Source organism: Streptomyces sp. NPDC055400, assembly GCF_053644375.1.
In genome coordinates, this window is record NZ_JBSHLM010000012.1 from 235,602 (window position 1) to 257,544 (window position 21,943).

At 69.8% G+C, this 21,943-nt stretch carries 16 protein-coding genes and 2 pseudogenes; 12 read left to right on the forward strand and 6 right to left on the reverse strand.

Annotation, left to right across the window (positions count from 1 at the left end; genetic code table 11):
- Positions 1-34: 34 nt before the first annotated feature.
- Positions 35-195: pseudogene (locus ACWIGU_RS29700) on the reverse strand (SAM-dependent methyltransferase); the annotation flags it as partial.
- Positions 196-342: 147 nt separating this feature from the next.
- On the opposite strand from ACWIGU_RS29700, the gene ACWIGU_RS29705 reads away from it, so the two are divergent.
- A complete protein-coding gene (locus tag ACWIGU_RS29705) occupies positions 343-1,287 on the forward strand; it encodes a GNAT family N-acetyltransferase (RefSeq protein ID WP_454404769.1) in 945 nt (314 codons plus the stop codon).
- Positions 1,288-1,454: 167 nt separating this feature from the next.
- Positions 1,455-2,510 carry a metallophosphoesterase family protein gene (locus ACWIGU_RS29710; RefSeq protein ID WP_454404770.1) on the forward strand — a complete coding sequence of 352 codons (1,056 nt, stop codon included), beginning with the start codon at positions 1,455-1,457 and terminating at the stop codon, positions 2,508-2,510.
- A gap of 26 nt (positions 2,511-2,536) precedes the next feature.
- Here the strand turns inward: ACWIGU_RS29710 and ACWIGU_RS29715 are convergent, their stop codons facing one another.
- Positions 2,537-3,301 (reverse strand): crotonase/enoyl-CoA hydratase family protein, encoded by a 765-nt coding sequence (locus ACWIGU_RS29715; protein WP_454404771.1) that lies wholly within the window; start codon positions 3,299-3,301, stop codon positions 2,537-2,539.
- Positions 3,302-3,438: 137 nt separating this feature from the next.
- Here ACWIGU_RS29715 and ACWIGU_RS29720 point away from each other — a divergent pair, with 137 nt between their 5' ends.
- Positions 3,439-5,322, forward strand: a complete 1,884-nt coding sequence (locus ACWIGU_RS29720; RefSeq protein ID WP_454404772.1) for an ABC transporter ATP-binding protein — start codon at positions 3,439-3,441, stop codon at positions 5,320-5,322.
- 77 nt (positions 5,323-5,399) lie between these two features.
- On the opposite strand, the gene argG is transcribed toward ACWIGU_RS29720, so the two are convergent.
- Both argG and ACWIGU_RS29730 read right to left on the reverse strand, forming a co-directional pair.
- Entirely contained in the window at positions 5,400-6,848 is a 1,449-nt protein-coding gene (argG, locus tag ACWIGU_RS29725; protein ID WP_454404773.1) for an argininosuccinate synthase, read from the reverse strand.
- 154 nt (positions 6,849-7,002) lie between these two features.
- Positions 7,003-7,599, reverse strand: coding sequence for a dihydrofolate reductase family protein (locus tag ACWIGU_RS29730; RefSeq protein WP_454404774.1), 597 nt, complete (start codon positions 7,597-7,599; stop codon positions 7,003-7,005).
- 342 nt (positions 7,600-7,941) lie between these two features.
- Here ACWIGU_RS29730 and ACWIGU_RS29735 point away from each other — a divergent pair, with 342 nt between their 5' ends.
- Positions 7,942-9,219, forward strand: coding sequence for an MFS transporter (locus ACWIGU_RS29735; protein ID WP_454404866.1), 1,278 nt, complete (start codon positions 7,942-7,944; stop codon positions 9,217-9,219).
- 58 nt (positions 9,220-9,277) lie between these two features.
- Here ACWIGU_RS29735 and ACWIGU_RS29740 read toward each other — a convergent pair whose 3' ends face one another.
- Positions 9,278-11,995: a molybdopterin-dependent oxidoreductase gene (locus ACWIGU_RS29740; protein WP_454404775.1), complete on the reverse strand. Its 2,718-nt coding sequence runs from the start codon at positions 11,993-11,995 to the stop codon at positions 9,278-9,280.
- Positions 11,992-12,855, reverse strand: coding sequence for an FAD binding domain-containing protein (locus ACWIGU_RS29745; RefSeq protein ID WP_454404776.1), 864 nt, complete (start codon positions 12,853-12,855; stop codon positions 11,992-11,994). The genes ACWIGU_RS29740 and ACWIGU_RS29745 overlap by 4 nt, the downstream gene beginning before the upstream one ends.
- Before the next feature lie 100 nt (positions 12,856-12,955).
- On the opposite strand from ACWIGU_RS29745, the gene ACWIGU_RS29750 reads away from it, so the two are divergent.
- The 8 genes and pseudogenes from ACWIGU_RS29750 (at position 12,956) to dctA (ending at position 21,871) form a co-directional block, all read left to right on the forward strand.
- Positions 12,956-13,921: an antibiotic biosynthesis monooxygenase gene (locus ACWIGU_RS29750; protein ID WP_454404777.1), complete on the forward strand. Its 966-nt coding sequence runs from the start codon at positions 12,956-12,958 to the stop codon at positions 13,919-13,921.
- Between the two features lie 140 nt (positions 13,922-14,061).
- The gene (locus ACWIGU_RS29755) at positions 14,062-16,443 is read left to right on the forward strand and encodes a SpoIIE family protein phosphatase (protein ID WP_454404778.1); all 2,382 of its coding nucleotides are present in this window, start codon (positions 14,062-14,064) and stop codon (positions 16,441-16,443) included.
- Positions 16,444-16,850: 407 nt separating this feature from the next.
- Complete coding sequence (locus ACWIGU_RS29760) at positions 16,851-17,021, forward strand: cytochrome P450 (RefSeq protein WP_454404779.1); 171 nt, start codon at positions 16,851-16,853, stop codon at positions 17,019-17,021.
- Positions 17,022-17,025: 4 nt separating this feature from the next.
- Complete coding sequence (locus tag ACWIGU_RS29765; RefSeq protein WP_454404780.1) at positions 17,026-17,406, forward strand: cytochrome P450; 381 nt, start codon at positions 17,026-17,028, stop codon at positions 17,404-17,406.
- A 203-nt stretch (positions 17,407-17,609) separates the two neighbouring features.
- Positions 17,610-18,877 (forward strand): annotated as a pseudogene (locus tag ACWIGU_RS29770) (RNA-guided endonuclease InsQ/TnpB family protein).
- Positions 18,878-19,143: 266 nt separating this feature from the next.
- The gene (locus ACWIGU_RS29775) at positions 19,144-19,524 is read left to right on the forward strand and encodes a protease inhibitor I42 family protein (RefSeq protein ID WP_454404781.1); all 381 of its coding nucleotides are present in this window, start codon (positions 19,144-19,146) and stop codon (positions 19,522-19,524) included.
- Between the two features lie 19 nt (positions 19,525-19,543).
- Positions 19,544-19,984: a hypothetical protein gene (locus tag ACWIGU_RS29780; protein WP_454404782.1), complete on the forward strand. Its 441-nt coding sequence runs from the start codon at positions 19,544-19,546 to the stop codon at positions 19,982-19,984.
- 465 nt (positions 19,985-20,449) lie between these two features.
- A complete protein-coding gene (gene dctA, locus ACWIGU_RS29785) occupies positions 20,450-21,871 on the forward strand; it encodes a C4-dicarboxylate transporter DctA (protein ID WP_454404783.1) in 1,422 nt (473 codons plus the stop codon).
- The last annotated feature ends 72 nt before the right edge of the window (positions 21,872-21,943 follow it).

Sequence of the window (21,943 nt, forward strand, 5' to 3'; positions counted from 1 at the left end):
CTTACGGCTTGCGTGCCACCCCCGCGTACTTGGACTGCGGTTCGAGGGTCACGATCCGCCGGCCGGGCTCCTCGTCGACCGGGTAGTTGTCCTTGCCGCCCAGGAGCCAGTCGTCCAGTCGTAGACGCGCGCGGGATGCGGCTTGCCGGTTTCGATCCGGTCGACGGGCGGCGGCGTGGTCTCCCCGTGCGGCAACTCCCTTGCGAAGCAGCTCAGTTCGGTCAGGTGTCCGATCAGCGTGCCTCGGTGGTCGCGGCGGAGGGAGGCGATCGGGAAGGATGGACCTGGCATGGATCAAGGCGGCGGGCCAGGGGCGCGCCGCGCAGCAACGGAGAGGCGACGATGACGCGACCGGACCCCCACACCGCCGGCAACTCCCACACCTCCGGCAGTGACCGGACCGTCGGCGCCCCCGAGGTGCCCGAGCGGCTCGACATCACCCGGGCCACGCTCGACGACTGGTCCGTCATCAGCGGCTGGGCGGCGGAAGAAGGCTGGAACCCGGGCCTCGCCGACGCCCGCAGCTTCTTCGCCCAGGACCCCGACGGCTTCTTCATCGGCCGGGTCGACGGCGAGCCCGTCTCCGCGATCTCCGTGGTCAACTACGGCGACGACTACGCGTTCCTCGGCTTCTACCTCGTACGGCCCGACCTGCGCGGCCGCGGCTACGGCATCGCCACCTGGAAGGCGGGCCTCGCGCACGCGGGCAGCAGGACCGTCGGCCTCGACGGCGTCCCCGCGCAGCAGGACAACTACCGCAAGTCCGGCTTCGAGTTGGCGCACACGACCGTCCGTTACGCAGGCGTACCGCAGGCCCAGGCCCCGCGCCCGGCCGAAGGCGACCCCGCATCCGGCACCGTCATCCCCGTAGCCGAGGCGGGCGGCCTCAAGTCCATCGCTCTGTACGACAGCGCCTGCTACCCCGCGGACCGGCCCCGCTTCCTCGCCTCCTGGCTGGCCGGCGACGGACATCGCGCGCTCGCCCGCGTCGTCGACGGCCGCGTCACCGGCTACGGCGTCATCCGCCCGGGCCGCGAGACCTTCCGTGTAGGCCCGCTTTTCGCGGACACCCCGCAGGACGCCCGCGCGCTGTTCGACGCCCTGCTGGCCACGGTCGGCAGGGCCCCGGTCGCCGTCGACGTGCCCGGATCCAACCCAGCCGCCGTGGCACTCGCCGAGGCGTACGGCCTGACCCCCGGGTTCGCCACGGCCCGCATGTACACCGGCCCCGTCCGGCCGTTCGCCCGGGAAAGGGTCTTCGGCGTCACCACCCTCGAACTCGGCTGAAGGGGTACGAAGGCGCATCGGGCACGGGGACATCTCGAAAAGGTAACTGGGCTAGACCAGTCTTAAGGAGTCGCTCACCTGCGGTATGTCGTCAGGCCACCACGACCGGTAACGCTCGAGGTGACCGGCCACCTGCTCACGGGGCAGTCGCTTTGGAGGAAACACCGATGGATCGCAGATCGTTCATGGCCACGACGGGGCGCGCGACGCTCGCGGGCGGCGCGCTCGCCGCGACCGGCTCCCTGGTCTCCGCGCCCGCGGCCGCCGCCGCACCCGCCGCCGAGCCCGCGGCCCAGCGCCACGACGACGACGGCACCGTGCGGTTCAACATCATCAGCGACATCCAGGGCGACCTGACGGACTTCGGCAAGGCGCTGGACGACCTGCACTCGGTCAACCCCCGCAGCGCGGGCCTCGGCATAGCCGGCGACATCACCCCGCGCGGCTACGACTTCGAGTACGCGGCCGTCCGCCAGACCCTCGACAAGCACCCGCACCCCGAGAACGTGGCGTGGGCCATCGGCAACCACGAGTTCTACGTGCCGAAGTACAGCGATCCGAACACCCTCGCCCAGGCGACCTGGCCCAACGGCACCACCGAGGACTCCCTCTTCCGCAGCTTCTACACGTTCGCGGAGCGGGGCAAGGTCTACTCGGAGACGTCGTTCGGCGGGGTGCCGGTCCTCAGCCTCGGGACCGAGCGCTACTCGCATTACCACGACGTGAAGCTGTGGGACGAGGTGTGGATCAGTGACGAGCAGTTCGCGTGGCTCGAGGACCGGCTCGCCCACTGGGCGCGCCGCCGACGCCCCGTCATGGTCCTGACCCATCACCCGCTGCCCAACACCGTGTCGGGCACGCACAACAAGCTCTACATGAGTGACTACCTCCAGCCCGACCGGCTCCTGTCGATCCTGGGCCGCCACAAGGACGTGTTCCTGTTCTCCGGGCACACTCACTGGGACCTCAACCTGTCCGACTGGGTGGTACGCCGCGTCGTGCCCGCCACGGGCAACATCGAAGGCTTCACCGTCGTCAACACCGCCGCCGTGCAGGTCGGCTGGATGGACGACGGCAAGGGCGGCGAGGTCTCGCTCGGCGGCGCCTTCAACCAGGGCCTCCAGGTCGAGGTGGGCCCCCGCTCGGTCGTCATCAAGGCGCGTGACTTCACCACCGGCACCTGGCTGAAGCAACTGACGGTGCCGCTGCACACCTCCGCCTGATCCGCCGCCGGGGCGGGTGCGGCGGGTCACCCGTCGGTGAACGACCCGTGCCGCCCCGCCCCCGACGCGAACCGCGCGGCCCCTTTCAGGCTCTCCTCCAGCACGGCTGTCCCGTAGCGCAGTTCACCCGCCATGGCCGCCTCTTCGCCCTGCCCCGCCTGGTCGAGCACGGAGGCGCGGTCGCCGCGCATGCAGGCCTGGGGGAAGCCCGCGATCTGCTCCGCGAGCTCCTCGGCCTCGGCGCGCGCCCGGCCGGGCGGCACGATCCGGTTGGCGAGCCCCATCGCGTACGCCTCCAGGGCGGGCACCGGGCGGCCCGTGAGGATCAGGTCCATGGCGCGGCTCTCGCCGATGAGCCGGGGCAGGCGCACCGTGCCGCCGTCGATGAGGGGCACGCCCCAGCGCCGGCAGAACACCCCGAAGACGGCGTCCTCCTCGGCGACCCGCAGATCGCACCAGAGCGCCAGTTCGAGGCCGCCGGCCACCGCGTGCCCGCTCACGGCGGCGATCACCGGCTTGGACAGGCGCAGCCGCGTCGGGCCCATCGGTCCGTCACCCTCCTCGGCGACCCGGTTGCCGCGCTCGGTGCCGATGGCCTTGAGGTCGGCGCCCGCGCAGAACGTGCCTCCCTCGCCCCAGAGCACCGCTACGCGGGCGGATTCGTCGGCGTCGAACTCCTTGAAGGCGGCGGCCAGTTCGGCGGCCGTGGGCCCGTCGACCGCGTTGCGGACCTCGGGGCGGGACAGTACGACCGTGGTGACATGTCCTCGGCGCTCGACGCGGACCGGCATCCGAACCCTCCTGAGTGATCGTCGCTGAGTCGATGGTCAGCGTGGCACGCCGACCGCGCCCCTCCCAGAGGTCCGCCCGCCTCGAATCGAGGCATCTGGTTGACCTCAAGCTTGCTTGAGGTCTTACCGTCTACTCCATGAGCATGGAGACCACGGCGTGGACGCAGTTGCACAGCGTCATGAACGCCCAGCAGGACACCCGACCCTTCGCCCCCGCCACCCTGCGCCGCATCGCCGCCTTCGCGCGCCCGCACCGGCGCCGGATCGCCCAGTTCGTCGTCCTGAGCGTGGTCACCGCGCTGACCGCGGTGGCGACCCCCGTCCTCGCGGGGCACGTCGTCAACACCATCGTCGCGGGCAAGGACGAGGGCACCGTCATCCGCCTCGCCCTCCTCATCGCCGTGATCGCCCTCGCGGAGGCGGGGTTCGGCATCCTCGCCCGCTGGCTCTCGTCCAACCTCGGCGAGGGACTGATCCTCGACCTGCGCACCGCTGTCTTCGACCACGTGCAGCGCATGCCGGTCGCCTTCTTCACGCGTACGCGCACCGGCGCCCTCGTCAGCCGCCTCAACAACGATGTGATCGGCGCGCAGAGAGCGTTCAGCAATACGCTCTCCGGCGTGGTCGGCAATGTCGTGACCCTGCTCCTCACCCTCGCCGTCATGCTCACGCTGTCCTGGCAGATCACGCTCCTCGCGCTGGTGCTCCTGCCGGTGTTCGTGGTGCCCGCGCGGCGCATGGGTACGCGGATGGCCCGGCTCCAGCGCGAGGCCGCCGCGCACAACGCGGCCATGGGAACCCGTATGACCGAGCGGTTCTCGGCGCCCGGCGCCACACTGATCAAGCTGTTCGGCCGGCCCGGCGACGAGTCCGCCGAGTTCGCCGCCCGCGCGGCCCGCGTACGGGACATCGGCGTCCGCACGGCCATGGCGCAGTCCGCGTTCATCACCGCGCTCACCCTCGTCTCGGCCCTCGCCCTCGCGCTCGTCTACGGTCTGGGCGGCTACTTCGCGATCGAGGGCACCCTCGACGCGGGCGCCGTCGTCTCCCTCGCCCTGCTTCTCACCCGCCTCTACGCGCCGCTGACCTCCCTGGCCGGGGCCCGCGTCGAGGTCATGAGCGCCCTCGTCAGCTTCGAGCGCGTCTTCGAGGTCCTCGACCTCAAGCCGCTGATCGACGAGAAGCCGGACGCCCGTGAGGTCCCCGAGGGGCCGGTCGCCGTGGAGTTCGAGGACGTCCGCTTCGGCTACCCGTCCGCCGACAAGGTCTCCCTCGCCTCCCTCGAAGAGGTCGCCTCGCTCGACACCCGCGGGGGAGCCGAGGTCCTGCACGGCATCTCGTTCCGCGCCGAACCCGGCCAGACCGTCGCCCTCGTCGGAACCTCCGGCGCGGGCAAGTCGACCGTCGCCCAGCTCATGCCCCGCCTCTACGACACGGACGAGGGCGCCGTACGCATCGGAGGGGTCGACGTCCGCGACCTGACCGCCGAATCCCTGCGCGAGACCCTCGGCATGGTCACCCAGGACGGCCACCTCTTCCACGACTCCGTCCGCGCCAACCTCCTGCTGGCCAGGCCCGGAGCGAGCGAGGACGACCTCTGGGACGTGCTGCGCCGCTCGCGCCTGGAGAACCTGGTCCACTCCCTGCCCGACGGCCTCGACACCGTCGTCGGCGAGCGCGGCTACCGCCTCTCCGGCGGCGAACGCCAGCGTATGACGATCGCCCGCCTCCTCCTCGCCCGGCAGCGCGTCGTCATCCTCGACGAGGCGACCGCCCACCTGGACAACACGTCCGAAGCGGCCGTGCAGGAAGCGCTCGCGGAGGCACTCGAAGGCCGTACCGCCGTCGTGATCGCCCACCGCCTGTCCACGATCAGGTCCGCCGACCAGATCCTGGTGGTCGAGGACGGCCACATCGTCGAGCGCGGCACCCACGAGACGCTGCTCGCCGAGGAGGGACGGTACGCGGAGCTGTACCGGACGCAGTTCGCGAACCCGACGGACGTGGTGGAAGCCGCGTAACCCTGTGAACGAGCGAGGAGGAGGGGGTGGCCACGGCGGCCACCCCCTCCTCCTCGCTCACGCCCTGCCCGTCGGGGCTAGTCGGTGCCCGACTCCATCGCCGCGCGGTCGAGGAGCTCGTCCTCCTCGGAGACCTCACCGCGGGAGGCGATGACCTCGGCGCCGCCCTCCGGCATCGCGCCGATCAGGCCCGTCGCCGCCGCCTGTGCGGCGCCGATCAGCTCGGGGTGCGTCGTGCCGACGATGCCGAGGCCCGCGTACTGCTCGAGCCGGGCGCGCGAGTCGGCGATGTCGAGGTTGCGCATGGTGAGCTGGCCGATCCGGTCCACCGGGCCGAACGCCGAGTCCTCGGTGCGCTCCATCGAGAGCTTGTCCGGGTGGTAGCTGAACGCCGGGCCGGTGGTGTTGAGGATCGAGTAGTCCTCACCGCGCCGCAGCCGCAGCGTCACCTCGCCGGTGACCGCCGAGCCGACCCAGCGCTGGAGCGACTCGCGGACCATCAGCGCCTGCGGGTCCAGCCAGCGGCCCTCGTACATCAGCCGCCCGAGGCGCCGGCCCTCGTTGTGGTACTGGGCGAGGGTGTCCTCGTTGTGGATCGCGTTCACGAGACGCTCGTACGCGGCGTGCAGCAGCGCCATGCCCGGGGCCTCGTAGATGCCGCGGCTCTTCGCCTCGATGATCCGGTTCTCGATCTGGTCCGACATGCCCATGCCGTGGCGGCCGCCGATCGCGTTCGCCTCCATCACCAGGTCGACCGCGGAGGCGAACGCCTTGCCGTTGATCGTCACCGGGCGGCCCTGCTCGAAGCCGATCGTCACGTCCTCGGCGTCGATCTCCACGGACGGGTCCCAGAACCGCACGCCCATGATCGGCTGGACCGTCTCCACACCGGTGTCGAGGTGTTCCAGCGTCTTCGCCTCGTGGGTGGCGCCCCAGATGTTGGCGTCGGTCGAGTACGCCTTCTCGGTGCTGTCGCGGTACGGCAGGTCATGGGCGACCAGCCACTCCGACATCTCCTTGCGGCCGCCCAGCTCGGTCACGAAGTCGGCGTCGAGCCACGGCTTGTAGATGCGCAGGTGCGGGTTGGCCAGCAGGCCGTAGCGGTAGAACCGCTCGATGTCGTTGCCCTTGAACGTCGAGCCGTCGCCCCAGATCTGGACGTTGTCCTCGAGCATCGCCCGCACCAGCAGCGTGCCGGTGACGGCGCGGCCGAGCGGCGTCGTGTTGAAGTAGGCACGGCCGCCCGAGCGGATGTGGAACGCGCCGCACGCGAGCGCGGCCAGGCCCTCCTCCACCAGCGCCGCACGGCAGTCGACCAGGCGCGCGATCTCGGCACCGTAGGCCTTGGCACGGCCGGGCACCGACGCGATGTCGGGCTCGTCGTACTGGCCGATGTCGGCGGTGTAGGTGCACGGGACGGCACCCTTGTCGCGCATCCACGCGACCGCGACGGAGGTGTCGAGGCCGCCGGAGAAGGCGATGCCGACGCGCTCGCCGGCGGGAAGGGAGGTGAGAACCTTAGACATAGGAAGAGTATGCATCCCAAAGAATGATTATGCAAAGGGGGAGCGTCCCTTTGTGACGCCACCTTCTGTGACGGCTCCTTCATCGTGACCGCGCAGGAGGTGCGGCGCACCGCGGGTGACCCGGGTCCAGGCCACGTATCCCCGCGGCCTGTCCTCACCTTTCCGCCTGCCCCGCGGCGTCCCGGACGATCCCGTAGGTGAGCGCCGCGAGGCCGTCGCCGACGGTGTGGGTGTCGAGGAGGCGCAGGGACAGCTCGTCGCCGGTCTCGCCGAAGAGGCGCTCGCCGGCCCCGAGCACGACCGGGTGGACGATCAGCCGCAGCTCGTCGGCCAGGCCGTGCGCCAGCAGCGTGCGCACGAGCCGGCGGCTGGCGTAGACGACGATGTCCCCGGTCAGCTCCTGCTTCAGCTTCGAGACCGCGGCCACCACCTCGCCGTCCAGAACCGTCGAGTTGTTCCACTCGGGGTCGACGAGGGTCGAGGACACCACGTACTTGGGCAGGGCGTTCAGCCGCTCCGCCCACGCGCCGGTGCGGGACGGCCAGCGGGCCGCGAACCACTCGTAGCTGCGCCGGCCGAGGAGCAGGGCCTCGGTGCCGAGCGCCTCATCGAACTCGACCTTGGTCCACTCCAGCCGGTCCTTGTCCGCCATCCGGTCGAACCAGCCCCCACGCCGAAAGCCCTCGTCGCCGGTCGGGTCCTGGACGACCCCGTCGAGCGAGACGTTCTCGCTGATCACGATTTTTCCCATGTCGGTCTCCTTCGGTACGGGCTAGTGTCGGGGCGACGAGTGACCTGCGAGGAGTGAGAGATGCCCGGTCGTACGCGCACGCTGTGACGCTGTTGGCCGTGATCGGCCCGTCATCGCGTGCTGCCCTTGTCGCGTGGCACAGCGAGCTCTCTCCTGCCTGTACCGCCGGTGCGCCTTCCGCGCGCCCGCTGGCGGGTCTCGTCGTCCGCACTGCAAGGGATCCCTGTGCCCTCCGCGTCCTCTGCTTCGTCTGATCCCTCCGAACCTTCCGATCCCTCCGATCCCTCTGCTTCCTCCGCTTCCTCCGCCGGATCCGCTTTTGGTCGGCCTGCTTCCCCAAGCCTGTGGCGCGACCGAGACTTCCGACGACTCTGGGTGGGCCAGACGGTCTCCCAACTCGCTGAACACACAACTCTGGTCGTTCTGCCGCTCTGCGCCGTCCTGACGCTCGGCGCCGACGCCGGTGAGCTGGGCGTCCTGCGCGCGGTGGGGCAGGCGCCGATCCTGCTGCTCTCGCTTCCGGCGGGCGCGTGGGTGGACAGGTGGCGGACGCGCACGGTGATGGTGCTCGCGGACGTGGGCCGGGCGCTGGCCCTGGGGGCGACCGCCGTGGCAGGGCTCTTCGGCGCGCTGGGCCTGCCCGCGCTGCTCGTGGCCGCCTTCGCCGTCGGCGCCCTCTCCGTGTTCTTCGACGTGGCCTACCAGACGTCTCTCGTACGGCTGGTGCGACGCGATCAGCTGGTGCGGGGCAATAGCGCGCTGGAGGGCAGCCGCTCCGCCGCCCAGATCGCCGGCCCCGCACTCGGCGGGGCGCTGGTCTCCGTCCTGGCGGCACCGATCGCTGCCGCCTCGGGCGCGCCGCTCTTCGCCCTGTCGTTCTTGTCGATCCGACGGATCCGCCGCAGCGAGTCGTACCCGGAGCCGACGCAGCAGCCAACCCCACAGCCCACGCAACAGACCGCGCAGCGTCCTCCACGGGTCTGGCGGCGGATCCTGGAGGGCCTTCGCTTCGTAGCCGGCGACACCTCGCTGCGGGCCGTGTGCCTCGCCTCGGCCGCCTTCCAGTTCTCGCTGGCGGCCACGATGACCGTCCACCTGCTCTTTCTGCCACGGGAACTGCACCTGTCCGGCGCCGAGACCGGCCTCGCGCTCGCGGCGACCGGGCCGGGCGCGCTCCTCGGATCGCTGCTGGCCGCGCGCCTGCCGGGCCGGTTGGGGCACGGCGTGGTGCTCGTGTCCGCGGCGGCCCTCGGCGACGGCGCGTTCCTGTTCGTGCCCGCGCTGCACGGCTCCTCAGCGGCGACGCTTGTCGCCCTCGTCGCGGTCAGCCTCGTGTTCGGGACCTTCGGCCAACTGGTGAACGTCACGGTGATGGGCGTCCGGCAGGCCCTCACCCCGGACGGGATGCAGGGCCGCGTGGCAGCGACCATCACGTTCGTCGGCATGGGGCTGACCCCGCTCGGCTCCCTGCTCGGGGGCTTCCTCGCGGGCGAGTGGGGGCTGCGCCTCAGCCTCGTGGTGACGGCGGCAGGGATGATGCTGTCCCCGTTGCTGATGGCGCTGTCCCCGCTGGCACGCCTGGGACGGACGCTTCCGGGCCACCAGGTTCTCCAGGACTGATGCTGCCGCCAGGTTTCCACGGGCGGGCGCCGACCCGATTCCTGGATGCGGGCGGGGCTCAGGCCGTGCGTATCGACCGGTTTTCCTTGAGCCGGCTGTAGATGCGCTCCGGCGTCAGGGGCAGTGCGCGACAGCGGACGCCGGTGGCGTCGTGGAGCGCGTTCGCCAGCGCGGGGGCCACCGGGTTGATGCAGCATTCCGCCATGCCCTTCGACCCCATGGGTCCGAAGGAGTCCGCCGACTTCACCAGAAGCAGTTCGGTGCGGGGGACGTCGGCGTAGGTGGGGATGCGGTAGTTGCGCAGGTTCGGGTTGACCATGGCTCCGCCCGCGTCGACCTGGTAGTTCTCGGTCAGTGTGAAGCCGATGCCCTGGGCGACCCCGCCTTCCACCTGACCCCGGACCTGCGCGGGGTTGATGACGACGGCCGCGTCCGTGGCGTGAACGCTGTAGAGGATGCGGATCTCGCCCGTCACCTGGTGCACCGCGATCTTGAATCCGTGCGTGTTGGATACGACGCTTCGCGGCGAGCCGTAGGCCTTGCGTGCGGCGGTGAACCGGATTCCGCGTGCCCGGGCCAGCGCGACGAGGTCGGCCAGCGGCACGTGCTGGTCCCCGCAGACCACTTCCCCGTCGCCCAGCGAACACATGACCACGTGGACCCCCGTGCGCGCTGCGGCGAATTCGAGGATGCGGTCGCGCACGGCGTTGGCCGCCCTGAGTACGGCGTTGCCCGCCACGAAGAGGCCCGCGCTCGCGAAGGCGCCGGTGTCGAATCCCGTGCGGTCCGTGTCCGACTGCACCAGGCGAATGCGTGAGGGCGTCGTACCCAGCTGGTTGGCCGCGATCTGGACGTGCGCGGTCGACGTGCCCTCGCCGAACTCGACGGTACCGACGGCCAGTTCGTACACGAGGTCGTCGCCGAGCGTGACCCAGGCCTCGGAGAGGTGCTCGGTCGGGGGCGCGGTCTCGTGCAGGGAACTCGCGACCCCGGACCCCACGAGCCAACCGGGTCCGGGCGGCGGCTCGTCGGCCGCACGGGCCATGGCGTGATCCACGAGATCGATGCACTTGCCGAGCCCGTTCTCGTTGAACATCACGTCGTCGGGGCCGTCGTGCATCGCGACGAGCGGATCGCCGGGCCGCACGATGTTGCGGCGTCGCAGTTCGAGCGGGTCGAGGTGCAGGGCGCGGGACAGTTCGTCCATCGCGGATTCCACGGCGTACGCCGGCTGCGTCATCCCGTAGCCGCGCAGCGCCCCGCTCGGCACGGTGTTCGTGTAGACGGAGAACCCGTCGTACTTCTTGTTGCGGCAGCGGTACATCATGACGGCCGCGCCGCCTGCGTACAGGGTCTCGCCGCCGTGATTGCCATAGGCGCCCGTGTTCGACACGTTGCGGACCTGAAATGCCGTCAGCGTGCCGTCCGCCTTCGCGCCGAGCCTGACCGTCAGCGTCATCGGGTGCCGCGGCGAGGCCGTCGTGAACTCCTCCTCGCGGGTGTACTCGAAGCAGACGGGCCGCCCGGTGTCCAGGGCCGCGAGCGCGGCCAGATCCTCCGAGATGACCTCCTGCTTGCCGCCGAAGCCGCCGCCGACCCGCTTGCAGAACACGCGGAGCTGGTCCGGGCGCAGCGCGAAGAGATGCGCGAGCTTGACCTTCGCGATCGACGGCGACTGCGAACTGGTCCGCACGTTCAGCCGGCCGTCCTCGACCCAGGCGATGGATCCATGGGTCTCGAGATGCGCGTGCTGCACCCGGGGGGACGAGTACGTTCCTTCATGGATCACGTCCGCCTCGGCGAACCCCGCGTCGACATCGCCGATGTGTGCGTGGATCTCCAGCAGGATGTTGTGGACGGCATCGCGGACGAACGGGTCGTCCGTACGGTGCAGTTGGGGAGCGCCTTCGGCCATCGCGGCCTCAGGATCGAACACCGCCGGCAGCTCCTCGTACTCCACCTCGACCCTTCGGCAGCCCTCCTCCGCGGCGCCGACCGTGTCGGCCACGACCGCGGCGACGCGCTGGCCGACGAAGCGGACCGTGTCGTCGAGGATGTACGTGTCGTCCGGATCGACGAGGTGATCGGTGTGGATGGCAGTGGAGAACCGCCTGCGCGGCACGTCCTCCCAGGTGTAGACGCGATGCACGCCCGGCACCGCGAGCGCGGCGGTCTTGTCGACCGACACGATCCGGGCGTGCGCGTGCGGGGAGTGCAGCACCTTGAGGTGGAGCAGGCCTTCGACATCGGTGTCCATCGTGAACTCGGCGCGCCCGGTCACCACTTCGTCGCCCGCCGGGGCGCCGACGCTCGTCCCGACGGCCTTTCCCGGCGTGGCGGTCTCGACGCCGACGACGCCCTTCACGGCGTCCTCGATCGCCCGATAGCCGGTGCAGCGGCAGAGGTTGCCCTTCAGTGCGCGCGGCAGGTCCGCCTTCTGGGCCTCCGTGAAGGTCGCCGAGGTCATGATCATCCCCGCGGTGCAGAAGCCGCACTGGAACCCCGGCGCATCACGGAACTGCCGCTGCATCGGGTGCAGTTGACCGGGAGACCCGAGCCCTTCGATCGTGGTCACCTCACGGCCCTCCGCGCGGAACGCGGGGGTGATGCAGCTGTGCACCGGATCGCCGTCGAGCCACACCGTGCACGCACCGCAGTCGCCCGCGTCGCACCCCTTCTTGACGCCGTGGTGCCCGAGCGACCGCAGGAAAGTCCGCAGGCACTGGCCGGGGCCCGGCCCCTCGTCGAAATGCGTGCCGTTCACGATGTACGTCATGGCAGGCTACCGGGCGACAGTTCGCGGCGAATCTCTTCGGCGAAGTACTTCGTCAGATGGCGGCGGTGATCGGGGGTCCCATTGGGATCCGCGAACCAGAGGCCGGCGGGGATGGCGTCGATGCTGTGCCGCAGGGCCGAGGCATCGGGCATGGCGTCGAAAGCAAGGCGTACGGGGCGTGTGGTCCCGGCGGTGACGGTGAGCAGCAGGTCGCTCGTGCCCTGTGTTTGAGTGCCGACGACGAAGACCGTGGAACGGCCGAGACGGGTCAGCGAGAAGCGACGGTGCGCGGTGCGTTTCCTCAGAGCGTGGGCCGGAATACGGATGCGCCGCAGGATTTCCCCGGGTCCGAGAATGTTCTGGTGATTGCCGGTTACGAAGTCGAGGGCGTCGACGGTGCGTGTGGACCCGTCGGGAGCCCACAGCTCGTACCGGGCCTCCAGAGCGACCGTCAGGGTGATCATGGGTCCGGCGGGCAGGGACAGGCAGATATTCCCGCCGACGGTCGCCGAATTCCATACCTTGAACGAGGAGAGGAAGGCGTCGCAGCTTTTCGCGAAAAGGGCGACCGCGGTCCAGTCGCCCGGAAAAGTAGAAGAACCCGGCGGAGCAAAGGACTCCGGAACGGCAATGGAATGCAGATGGCGAATGGTGCACGTGGCGCCGATCTCGAGCCCCGCGCGGCCCGGGACGAGGGGATCCCAGTGCAGCGCCGTCAGATCGACCAGGCGGCGCAGACTCGGCTGCTCCTGAGAGAACAGCCACGTACCGCCCGCGAGCCACGCATCACCCTCGCGCCAGTCGGCGCCGGGCCGGTCGAGCGGGCGCCGGACGACTTCCGAGATGGTGTTGAGGTCCATGGAGACTGATCTCTCGCGCGATCATCGTGCGCTGGATATCCCCCGAGCATCGTGAAAATTCAAATGTCGTCGGAATTCCCTCTGAACTAGACTACGCCGTATGGGTATCCGTGCAAGCGGCAGTGCGACCGTCGTGACCTCCCAGAAGGTGCGGGCCGGACTCGACGAGGAGTACGACCGCTGGCAGGAGAAGGTGAACCGGGCCGTTCGGGACTTCGACGGGTTCCAGGGGACGGAGACCTATCCTCCCAGATCCGGCGAGGATCACGAATGGGTTGTCGTGTTCCGTTTCGCCGGGACGGACCAGCTCACGGCGTGGCTGGACTCCGCCACCCGCCGCGAGTTGCTCGCCGAAGGCAGCGCCTTGCTGGACGGCACCCCGACCCAGGAAGTCCTCGCCGGTGGCCATATCGAGGAGCCCGACCGGGAAGAGGGGGTCACGGCCGTCATCTCGCACGACGTACGGCCGGGCAGGGAGCAGGAATTCGAGCGCTGGCAGGAAAAGGTCCTGAGGGAGCAGGAGAAATATCCGGGCTTCATGGGAACGGAATTCTTCAAGCCCGTCGAGGGAATCCAGGACCACTGGGTGGTCGTATTCCGTTACGACACGCGGGAACATCTCGACGCCTGGCTGGACTCCAGCAGCAGGGAGCGCCTCCTCAAGGAAGGGCAGAACTACTTCGCGTCCTACGAGGTCCGCAAGGTGGGGACCGCGTTCGGCGGCTGGTTCAGGTTCGGCTCGGGCGAGGAGGAGCAGGTCCCGCCCAACTGGAAACAGGCCATGACCGTCGTGCTGGCGCTCTATCCCACCGTCATGGCCCTGAACCTGACCGTGGGCCATGAATTCGACGTCCTGGGCGTCCCCGGATACCTCGGCCTCTTCTTCGGCAACGTACTGAGTGTCAGCATTCTGACCTGGCTGCTCATGCCCCTGGTGAACCGCGCCCTGGCCTTCTGGCTCCGCCCCGGCCGGACCCGCACCGTACGGGTCGACGTGGCCGGCGCCGCGCTCGTGGCCCTGTGCTGGGCGCTGACCGTCCTCATCTTCGCCCTGACGACGGGCTGACGCCCGCGTTCCCTCCCGCGGACAGGGGCACGGTGCGGCCTGCCACGCTCATCCGGTGATCTCCTTGCAAGCCGTGCTGCGGAGGCCAGGCGTAGCCTTGAATTCAGACATTCCAGTACTGGGCAGGTCGCATGGCCACGATGCACGCATCATGCGAGACCGGTCATCAGAACCCTTTCGACACGACCACCGCAGCGATGATCGTGCTGGATGCGCAGGGGAGAGTGACTGGCTGGAGCCCTGGAGCCCGCAATCTCTACGGGGCCGACACCCGGGATGTGCTCGGTCGCCCGGCGAGCGAGGTCCTGCGGGATGTCCGCGCCCCGGACGACACGCTGCAGGGCTTCGGGGCAGCGGGGGCGTCCGAGGACGCCCGGACCGAGAGACGTACCGTTCGCCGCCCGGACGGGTCACTGGTGGAGACGGTCCTGCGCGTCTTTCCGGTGGAGCAGGGCCGGGGGAGGCCCGCCTGGGTCGTGATGGCGGCGGCGAGCGACCGCTATCAGGAGTGGGTGACCGACCAGTCGATGCTGTCCGGGCTCTTCACCCAGGCTCCCGTGGGGCTCAGCGTCTACGGCCCCGACGCCCACCTCAACTGGGCCAACGACGTCGTGCAGCAGGTCATGGGCTGGCACGCCGGTGAGTGGGAGGGCCAAGCCGACCGTGTGCTCTATCCGCACGGCACCATCCTGTCCCCTCCTCGGTACCACGAGACGGAGGAGGTACTGGAGGAAGTGCTGCGCACCGGCGAAGCCGTGCTCGACGTCCATTGGCGCGGGCCCACCCCCGCCGCCTGCGCCTACCACCGGGTCTACTCGTGCTCGTACTTCCGCCTGCAGGACGACGCGGGCCACCCCCTGGGCGTCTGCGAGGCGTCCGTCGACGTCACCGATCGCTACGAGGCACAGACTCGCCTGGCGCTGCTCAGCCGGGCCAGCGGGATCGGTACCACGCTCGACGTCGGGAAAACCGCGGAGGAACTTGCCGGGCTCGTGGTTCCGGACCTCGCCGACTCCGTACGCATCGAGGTGGCGGAGCCGGTCCTGGCCGGAGAAGAACCCCCGTCCTCGGCGTCCGGTGCACCTACGGGGCTACGGCTCATGGCGGAGCGGACCATGAGCGCCCCGTCCGTCGCGCAAAGTGATGCGCTGCTGGGTGTCATCGGCAGTCGGCCGGTGACCGCGCACCAACGCCTGCTGGCCCTGCCGCTGCTCCTGGGTGACGCCGCGCTCGGCACGGTCACCCTCCTGCGGCAGCCGCCCCGTGCACCGTTCACCGAGGAGGACCGCGCCCTCGCCGAAGAACTGGCCTCGCGCGCCGCGCTGTGCGTGGACAACGCTCGCCGCTACGTCCGCGAGCACACCACGGCACTGAAGCTGCAGCGTGACCTCCTCCCGCGAGAACTGCCGCAACCGAGCGGCATCGAGCTCGCGCACCGCTACATCCCCACCACCGGTCCTCTCGGAGTCGGGGGCGACTGGTACGACGTGATTCCGCTGTCGGGCGCCCGCGTCGGATTGGTGGTCGGTGACGTGGTGGGGCACGGGGTGGACGCCGCGGCCACCATGGGACGGTTGCGTACGAGCGTGAGGGCACTGGCCGCCCTGGACCTGCCGCCGGACGAACTCCTCACCCGGCTCGACGACTTGGTGGGTCAGGCACGTGTCGGAGTACACCGGACGCCGGGCGACGAGGGGACGGACCGGGCGCTCGGGGCGACCTGCCTGTACGCCGTGTACGACCCCACCTCCCGCACGTGCGCCATGGCCAGCGCGGGCCACCTCCCACCGGTCGCCACCGGCCGTGGGACAGGCACCCGGCAGGCTGAACCGCTCGGCCTGCCCACAGGTCCCCCGTTGGGCATCGGCGGACTGCCTTTCGAGAGCGTGGAATTCGAGTTCGCCGAGGGTGCTGTGCTCGCCCTGTTCACCGACGGAATCGTCAAGGCGCGCGGCCGGGACGTGGACGAGGGGGTGAAAGACGTGTGCGGCGCCCTGGACGCCTCGGCCGGGTCCCTGCAGAAAGCGTGCGACGAGGTCGTCTCCCTGTGTGCCAAGGGATCCGCCGACGACGACGCCGCGCTGTTGCTGGTGCGCGTCCACGCCTTCCCCGTGGACAGCGTGGCCTCCTGGCATGTCGCCTCCGACCCGGCCGAGGTGGCCGGCGTCCGTGCACTCGTCCGGGAGAAGCTGGAGGACTGGGGGCTGGACGAGGCGGCGTTCGTCTCAGAACTGGTCGTGAGTGAACTCGTCACCAACGCCATCCGGTACGGCCGCCCCCCTGTCTCTCTGCGCCTGCTCCGGGACGTCGACCGCACACTGATATGCGAGGTTTCGGACGGAGGCCACACTTCTCCGCATCTCCGCCACGCCGGCGACGAGGACGAAGGAGGGCGTGGCCTCTTCCTGGTGGCGCAGCTGACCGCGATGTGGGGCACGCGCTACGACCGCCAGGGCAAGACGATCTGGGCCGAGATCGGGCTGGGGCAGGAAGTACCACTGGACGTGCTTCTTGAGCCGTGAGTTCGATCCCTGGCCCGGCCAGGAGTCCGCGGTCCCCTTCGTGGAGGGCCGCCACCGCACGGCTCCCGCGTTGCGAGGCCCCCGGCCGAGCTGATCCTGGAGAGGAGGCGTACCAACCATTCGAGTGAACCGAACCCACGGGGGCTGCGGGGCCGGCGGTCATCGCAACCCGGGCAAGGAGCGGGTTCCAGATGAGGCTCGTCGTCGATCTCAAGCGCTGTCAGGGCTTCGCAAGGCTGCGGCCGCGTGTCCGGTCCAGGCCGTTCCGTGTCCCGTTCGTCGCGGCGCGCGCCTGACCATCGCCCTCGAACGTCGGCCCCTCAGGAGACGCCATCGACACCAAGCGCCACGACCAGGGCAGCGGCATCCTCGGCCCCCTCGCCCGCGAAACGGGGCCCGGCGGCAGCATGTCGACCGGGGAGCTGGTGGCCACCTCGATACTGCTCCTGATCGCAGGCCATGAGACAAGCGTCAACCTGATCAGCAACGCGACGCTCACATTGCTGCGCCACCCCGACGTCCTCGAACGGTTCCGGACGGAACCGGACGGAACCGGACCTGGTCGTTCCGCTCATTGAGGAGGTGCTGCGCTACGAGCCGCCGGTCCAGTTCATACCGTTCACCACCGCCCTGGCCGAGATCGACGTCGCCGGCACCACCATCCCCAAGGGTTCGCCGGTCAGCCTGATGCTGGCGTCGGCCAACCGCGACCCGAAGCGCTTCGAGGACCCCGACCGGTTCGATCCCGACCGCGCGGACAACCAGCACCTCGGGTTCTACACCGGCAGCCACTACTGCTTCGGCGCACCGCTGGCCCGGATGGAGGCGCAGCTCGCCCTGCCCGAGCTCTTCCGCCGGATCAGAAACCCACGGCTGCTGGCGGACCCGCCGACCTACCGCGTCAACCCCGTCCTGCGCGGCCCCCGCCACCTTCCCGTGGCGATCGACGGCCTCACCACCTGACGCCATTGCGGCAACGCCTCGGCGCCGTACGCCCTGCCGCCCTTCAGCGTGCTCTTGCGAGGAACCCCGGGGGTTCACCCCCGGGAGGAATCGCATCCGGCAACGGGAGCGGAGCGCCCGCAAGAAGACCGGCCCGGAGTGCCCGGTGAGGAATGTGCGATGTTCGAATGCCGGTACGTCAGGCGGCAGGTAATGTCACGATCGTGAAATTGACCGTGCAGGTGAAGCTCCTGCCGACGCCCGTGCAGGCGGCGGCTCTTGAGGAGACCCCGCATGCCTGCACAGGGCGGCGACCTGGGTGTCGTCCGTGGCGTTCGAAAGAGATGTGAAACGCAACTTCCCCCTGCGTGAGCACACCTACACCCAGGTCAAGGACCGGTGGGGGCTCGGAGCTCAGGCCGCCCAGCACGTCATCAAGAAGACCTGCGACGCCTACCGCACGTTGAGGGCGAACCTGCAGGCAGGAAACCTCGGCAAGCCGGGCTCGCAGCGTTACCGGCGGGCGGTCGAGAAACCGATCGCCTTCCGGCCCGAGGGCGCGCAGCCCTACGACGACCGGATGCTGTCCTGGCAGTACACAGAGCGCACCGTGTCGATCTGGACCCTGTCGGGCCGCATGAAAGAGGTGGCGTTCACAGCCGCCCCGAACACCTGGCCCGCCTGACCCTGTACCGCAAGGGCGAGTCCGACCTGCTGTACCGCGACGGCATGTGGTTCCTGACCGCCACCTGCGAGCTCCCCGAAGCCGAACTCAACACCAGCGTCACGGAGTTTCTCGGGATCGATCTCGGAATCGTGAACATCGCCACCACCTCAGACGGTCAGATCATGGCCGGACGTCAGCTGAATCGCGGGCGCCTGCGCGAACGCACCCTGCGTACGAAACTCCAGAAGAAGAACACCCCGTCCGCCAAGCGCCGGTTGAAGAAGCGGCGCCGTAAGGAGGCGCGGCGGGTACGGGACATCAACCACAAGATCGCGAAACATGTGGTGGCCGAGGCAGAACGCACCGGTCGCGGAATCGCCCTGGAAGACCTGACAGGCATCCGCGCACGGGTACGGCTTCGCAAGCCTGGGGGTACCTCCCACGCCCTTAAGGCAGTGGGGGAGGGCCACCCTCCACTCCTGGGCCTTTGCCCAGCTCGGAGAATTCATCGCGTACAAGGCCCGCAAGGCAGGGGTACCCGTGGTGCACGTCAATCCGGCGTACACCTCCCGCACCTGCGCCGAATGCGGGCACATCGACAAGGCGAACCGGGCCAGTCAGGCCCGCTTCGTATGCCGGTCCTGCGGTGTCGTTGCACACGCGGACTGGAACGGCTCCCGCAACATCCGCCACCGTGCGGAGGAGTTGTGGAGATGCGGGGCGCAGTCAACCGCCCCAGACCCACCCCCGAACACCGGGCGTGGGACAGGACGCAAACGCAGCACCACAGCCAGTGGCGCCCGTTGTGCAAGCCCGGGACCTTGAGTCTCGGGTCGTTGACGTGTACAACCCCTGGGGCCAGACCACCTGGGTCAGCGAGGACGACTTCATCAACGGCCACATGGGCAAGGCTTCCACCAGTGATCTTCCCAAGGCGTACAGCGTCTATCTTCCGCGGTAGCAGGCGCGGTGCCGCGATCGCGGCGGCCGCGCTCCTCGCTCTCGCCACGGGCTGCGGCTCAGGCACCGACGAACCGGCCGGCGGCTCCACGAGCACCGCGAACCACCCCACAAGCACCGTGAGCCACCCGGTGAAGGACACCAGCATCACCGCCGAGCCGGGCGAGCGCTTCACGCTCACCGTCGACCACAACGCATCCACCCGCGAGTACTGGTACCTCGTCGGCCCCGAGCCCGACAGTTCGGTGCTCGTCAGCCGCGGCCAGGACTATGCGTCGGACTCCGGCGACGAGCCGGGGGCCGGTGCCGGCGGCCGGCTCACCTTCACCTTCGAGGCCAAGGGCAAGGGGACCACCCGGTTCACGCTGCTGCACTGCACTTTCACCACCTGCCAGGGCAACACCTCCGCCCGGCCCCCCGAGACAACCGGACCCTCCGCCACCGCGACCACGGGGGAGCCCACCCCCTCCCAGGCCCCCGAGCGCATCACCTACACCGTCACCGTCAACTGAGCCGCAGCGGACCAGTCAGATGAGACGAGACACCCGAGGCCCCGCCATGAACGACGACGCCCCCTACCCGCCGGACCGCACGGACGACGAGCTGGCCCGGCTCGACATCACTGTTCTGCTGCGTTACGGCCTCACCGCCGCGCCCGGCACCCGGCGCACCGCCCTGTTCGGCGACGGCGCCGCGGCCGCGGCAGTCATCCTCGACCGCCTCGGCACCGAGCCGCGCTCGGTCGCCTTCCTCGCCGACACCGTGCGCGCCGGCGGACTCGCCCACGCCGCAGAGCTGCCCGAGCCCCTGCCCCGCCGGGAGGCGGCCGTCCTCGTACGGGAGTGGCTGCGGGCCGGCACCGAACTCGTGGGCGGGATCGCCGCCGACGACACCGCGGCCGACTGGCTGCGCGCGGTCGCGACCATCATCGAACTGAAGCAGCTGACCCGGGCGCGGGGCCGGAGCACGTGATCTGAACGGCCGATCCGAGTACGGCGGCGGGTGTGGGGCCACGGGGCGGGTGCCTGCCGTGGCCCCCGGCGGACCCACACCATCCTGAGCGGCACGCGGCACGCGGCACGTCCTCTGGGGGAGGTCGAAGAGCGGGACAAGGGCGCGGTGTGCCCTGGCCGCCCGTGGCGCTCGGCCAGGGGGATGTCATCGATGGAGCGTTGCCGCGCACACCTACCGGGGCACGGGTGACGAGATCTGTCCTGATCAAGACCGTGCAGCTGCCGTCGGGGCCATAGGCGCTACCTATCCGGGGCATCGATTATTGGTCGTGGACCTCCGTGTGTGTGAGCCGCTTCACTGATCCGGTAGTTGGGGCGGCGCCGGACGGGCCCGGTGCCGCAGGGGTTTCGCCGTCGCGGCTGTCGGTGCCGCATCCTCCGGTCGCGTGCGGGCGGGCTCAGCCGTGCCCGGATGGAGGTTGCAATGACGCATGCCCCGGACGCCGCCGCAGGCGCCACCCCCGTGGTGAAGGCCAAGCCGTGGTACCGACAGCTCTACGTGCAGGTGCTGGCGGCGATCGTCGTCGGCATCGTGCTGGGCTGGCGATGGCCCGACGCGGGTACGGCGATGGAGCCGGTCGGCACGACCTTCGTCACGGCGATGAAGATGCTCATCGGTCCGATCGTCTTCCTGACCATCATGGGCGGCATCGCGGGTGTGGCCGACCTGAAGAAGGTGGGGCGTACGGGCGTCAAGGCGCTCGTCTACTTCCAGGTCGGCACGATCGTGGCACTCGGCTTCGGGCTCCTCGCGATCAACCTGTTCCCGCTCGGCGTCGGCGTGCACGCCGACGCCGGAGGCCTGCACACTTCGGGTGAGGCGAGCCAGTACGTCAAACAGGGCGAGCACCAGCACTGGTGGGAGTTCATCACCAACCTGGTCCCGAACAGTTTCCTCGGCGCGTTCGTCGAGGGGGACATCCTTCAGGTCATCTTCCTCGCGGTCATCTTCGGGATCGCCCTGAAGATGGTCGGCGCAGCCGGTGAGCCGATCATCGCGTCCGTCAACCGCCTCACCGAGGTGGTGTTCAAGGTCCTCTCGTTCGTGATGAAGGCGGCCCCGCTGGGCGCCTTCGGCGCGATGGCCTTCGCGATCGGCAAGTTCGGCCTGTCCACCCTGACCAGCCTCGGCTCGCTGATCCTGCTGTTCTACGTCACATCCATCGTGTTCGTCGTGCTGGTTCTCGGCGCGGTGCTGGCGCTGTACGTGAAGCTGAACCTCTTCCAACTGCTGCGCCATTTCAAGGAAGAGCTGCTGCTCATCCTGGGCACCTCGACGGCCGAGCCCGCGCTGCCGGGCCTGATGCGCAAGCTGCAGTTCATGGGCGCCGACCGGCCTACCGTCGGCTTGGTGGTGCCGACCGGCTACAGCTTCAACCTCGACGGCGCGGCGATCTACCTCTCCCTCGCGACGCTGTACATCGCCCAGGCCACCGACACCTCACTGTCCATCGGCCAGCAACTCGGCCTGCTCGCGGTCATGTTGCTGACGTCCAAGGGGGCGGCCGGAGTGGCGGGCGGCGGGTTCATCGCGCTCACCGCAACCCTTTCCACGGTCGGGCACGTCCCCGCCGCGGGCATCATGCTGGTCTTCGGCATCGACAAGTTCATGTCCGAGTGCCGGGCCCTCGTCAACTTCTGCGGCAACGCGGTCGCCACCCTCGTCGTCGCCCGCTGGGAGAACGCGCTGGACCTGGAACGGGCGCGTCGGGTCCTGGCGGGGAAGCCGGTCGAGACACCTGCCGAGCCGTACGCCGGGGCTGCGCCGGACGACACGTTCGACGCCGAGGTGCCACAACCCCGGCAGCAGTCCGCGCCGGCGCCGGAGCCCTCTCGGCCCGCCTGAAACCGCACAGCCGCGTCCCTGCCTCCCCGTTGAAAGCATCATGTCGACCTGTCGATAGGTTGCCGTTATGGC

Coding starts and splice junctions, on each gene's coding strand:
- ACWIGU_RS29760 (WP_454404779.1), top strand. CDS start 16,851: ATGTCGACCGGGGAGCTGGTGGCCACCTCGATACTGCTCCTGATCGCA.
- ACWIGU_RS29740 (WP_454404775.1), bottom strand. CDS start 11,995: ATGACGTACATCGTGAACGGCACGCATTTCGACGAGGGGCCGGGCCCC.
- argG (WP_454404773.1), bottom strand. CDS start 6,848: ATGTCTAAGGTTCTCACCTCCCTTCCCGCCGGCGAGCGCGTCGGCATC.
- ACWIGU_RS29710 (WP_454404770.1), top strand. CDS start 1,455: ATGGATCGCAGATCGTTCATGGCCACGACGGGGCGCGCGACGCTCGCG.
- ACWIGU_RS29730 (WP_454404774.1), bottom strand. CDS start 7,599: ATGGGAAAAATCGTGATCAGCGAGAACGTCTCGCTCGACGGGGTCGTC.
- ACWIGU_RS29780 (WP_454404782.1), top strand. CDS start 19,544: ATGAGACGAGACACCCGAGGCCCCGCCATGAACGACGACGCCCCCTAC.
- dctA (WP_454404783.1), top strand. CDS start 20,450: ATGACGCATGCCCCGGACGCCGCCGCAGGCGCCACCCCCGTGGTGAAG.
- ACWIGU_RS29715 (WP_454404771.1), bottom strand. CDS start 3,301: ATGCCGGTCCGCGTCGAGCGCCGAGGACATGTCACCACGGTCGTACTG.
- ACWIGU_RS29720 (WP_454404772.1), top strand. CDS start 3,439: ATGAGCATGGAGACCACGGCGTGGACGCAGTTGCACAGCGTCATGAAC.
- ACWIGU_RS29755 (WP_454404778.1), top strand. CDS start 14,062: ATGCACGCATCATGCGAGACCGGTCATCAGAACCCTTTCGACACGACC.
- ACWIGU_RS29750 (WP_454404777.1), top strand. CDS start 12,956: ATGGGTATCCGTGCAAGCGGCAGTGCGACCGTCGTGACCTCCCAGAAG.
- ACWIGU_RS29705 (WP_454404769.1), top strand. CDS start 343: ATGACGCGACCGGACCCCCACACCGCCGGCAACTCCCACACCTCCGGC.
- ACWIGU_RS29745 (WP_454404776.1), bottom strand. CDS start 12,855: ATGGACCTCAACACCATCTCGGAAGTCGTCCGGCGCCCGCTCGACCGG.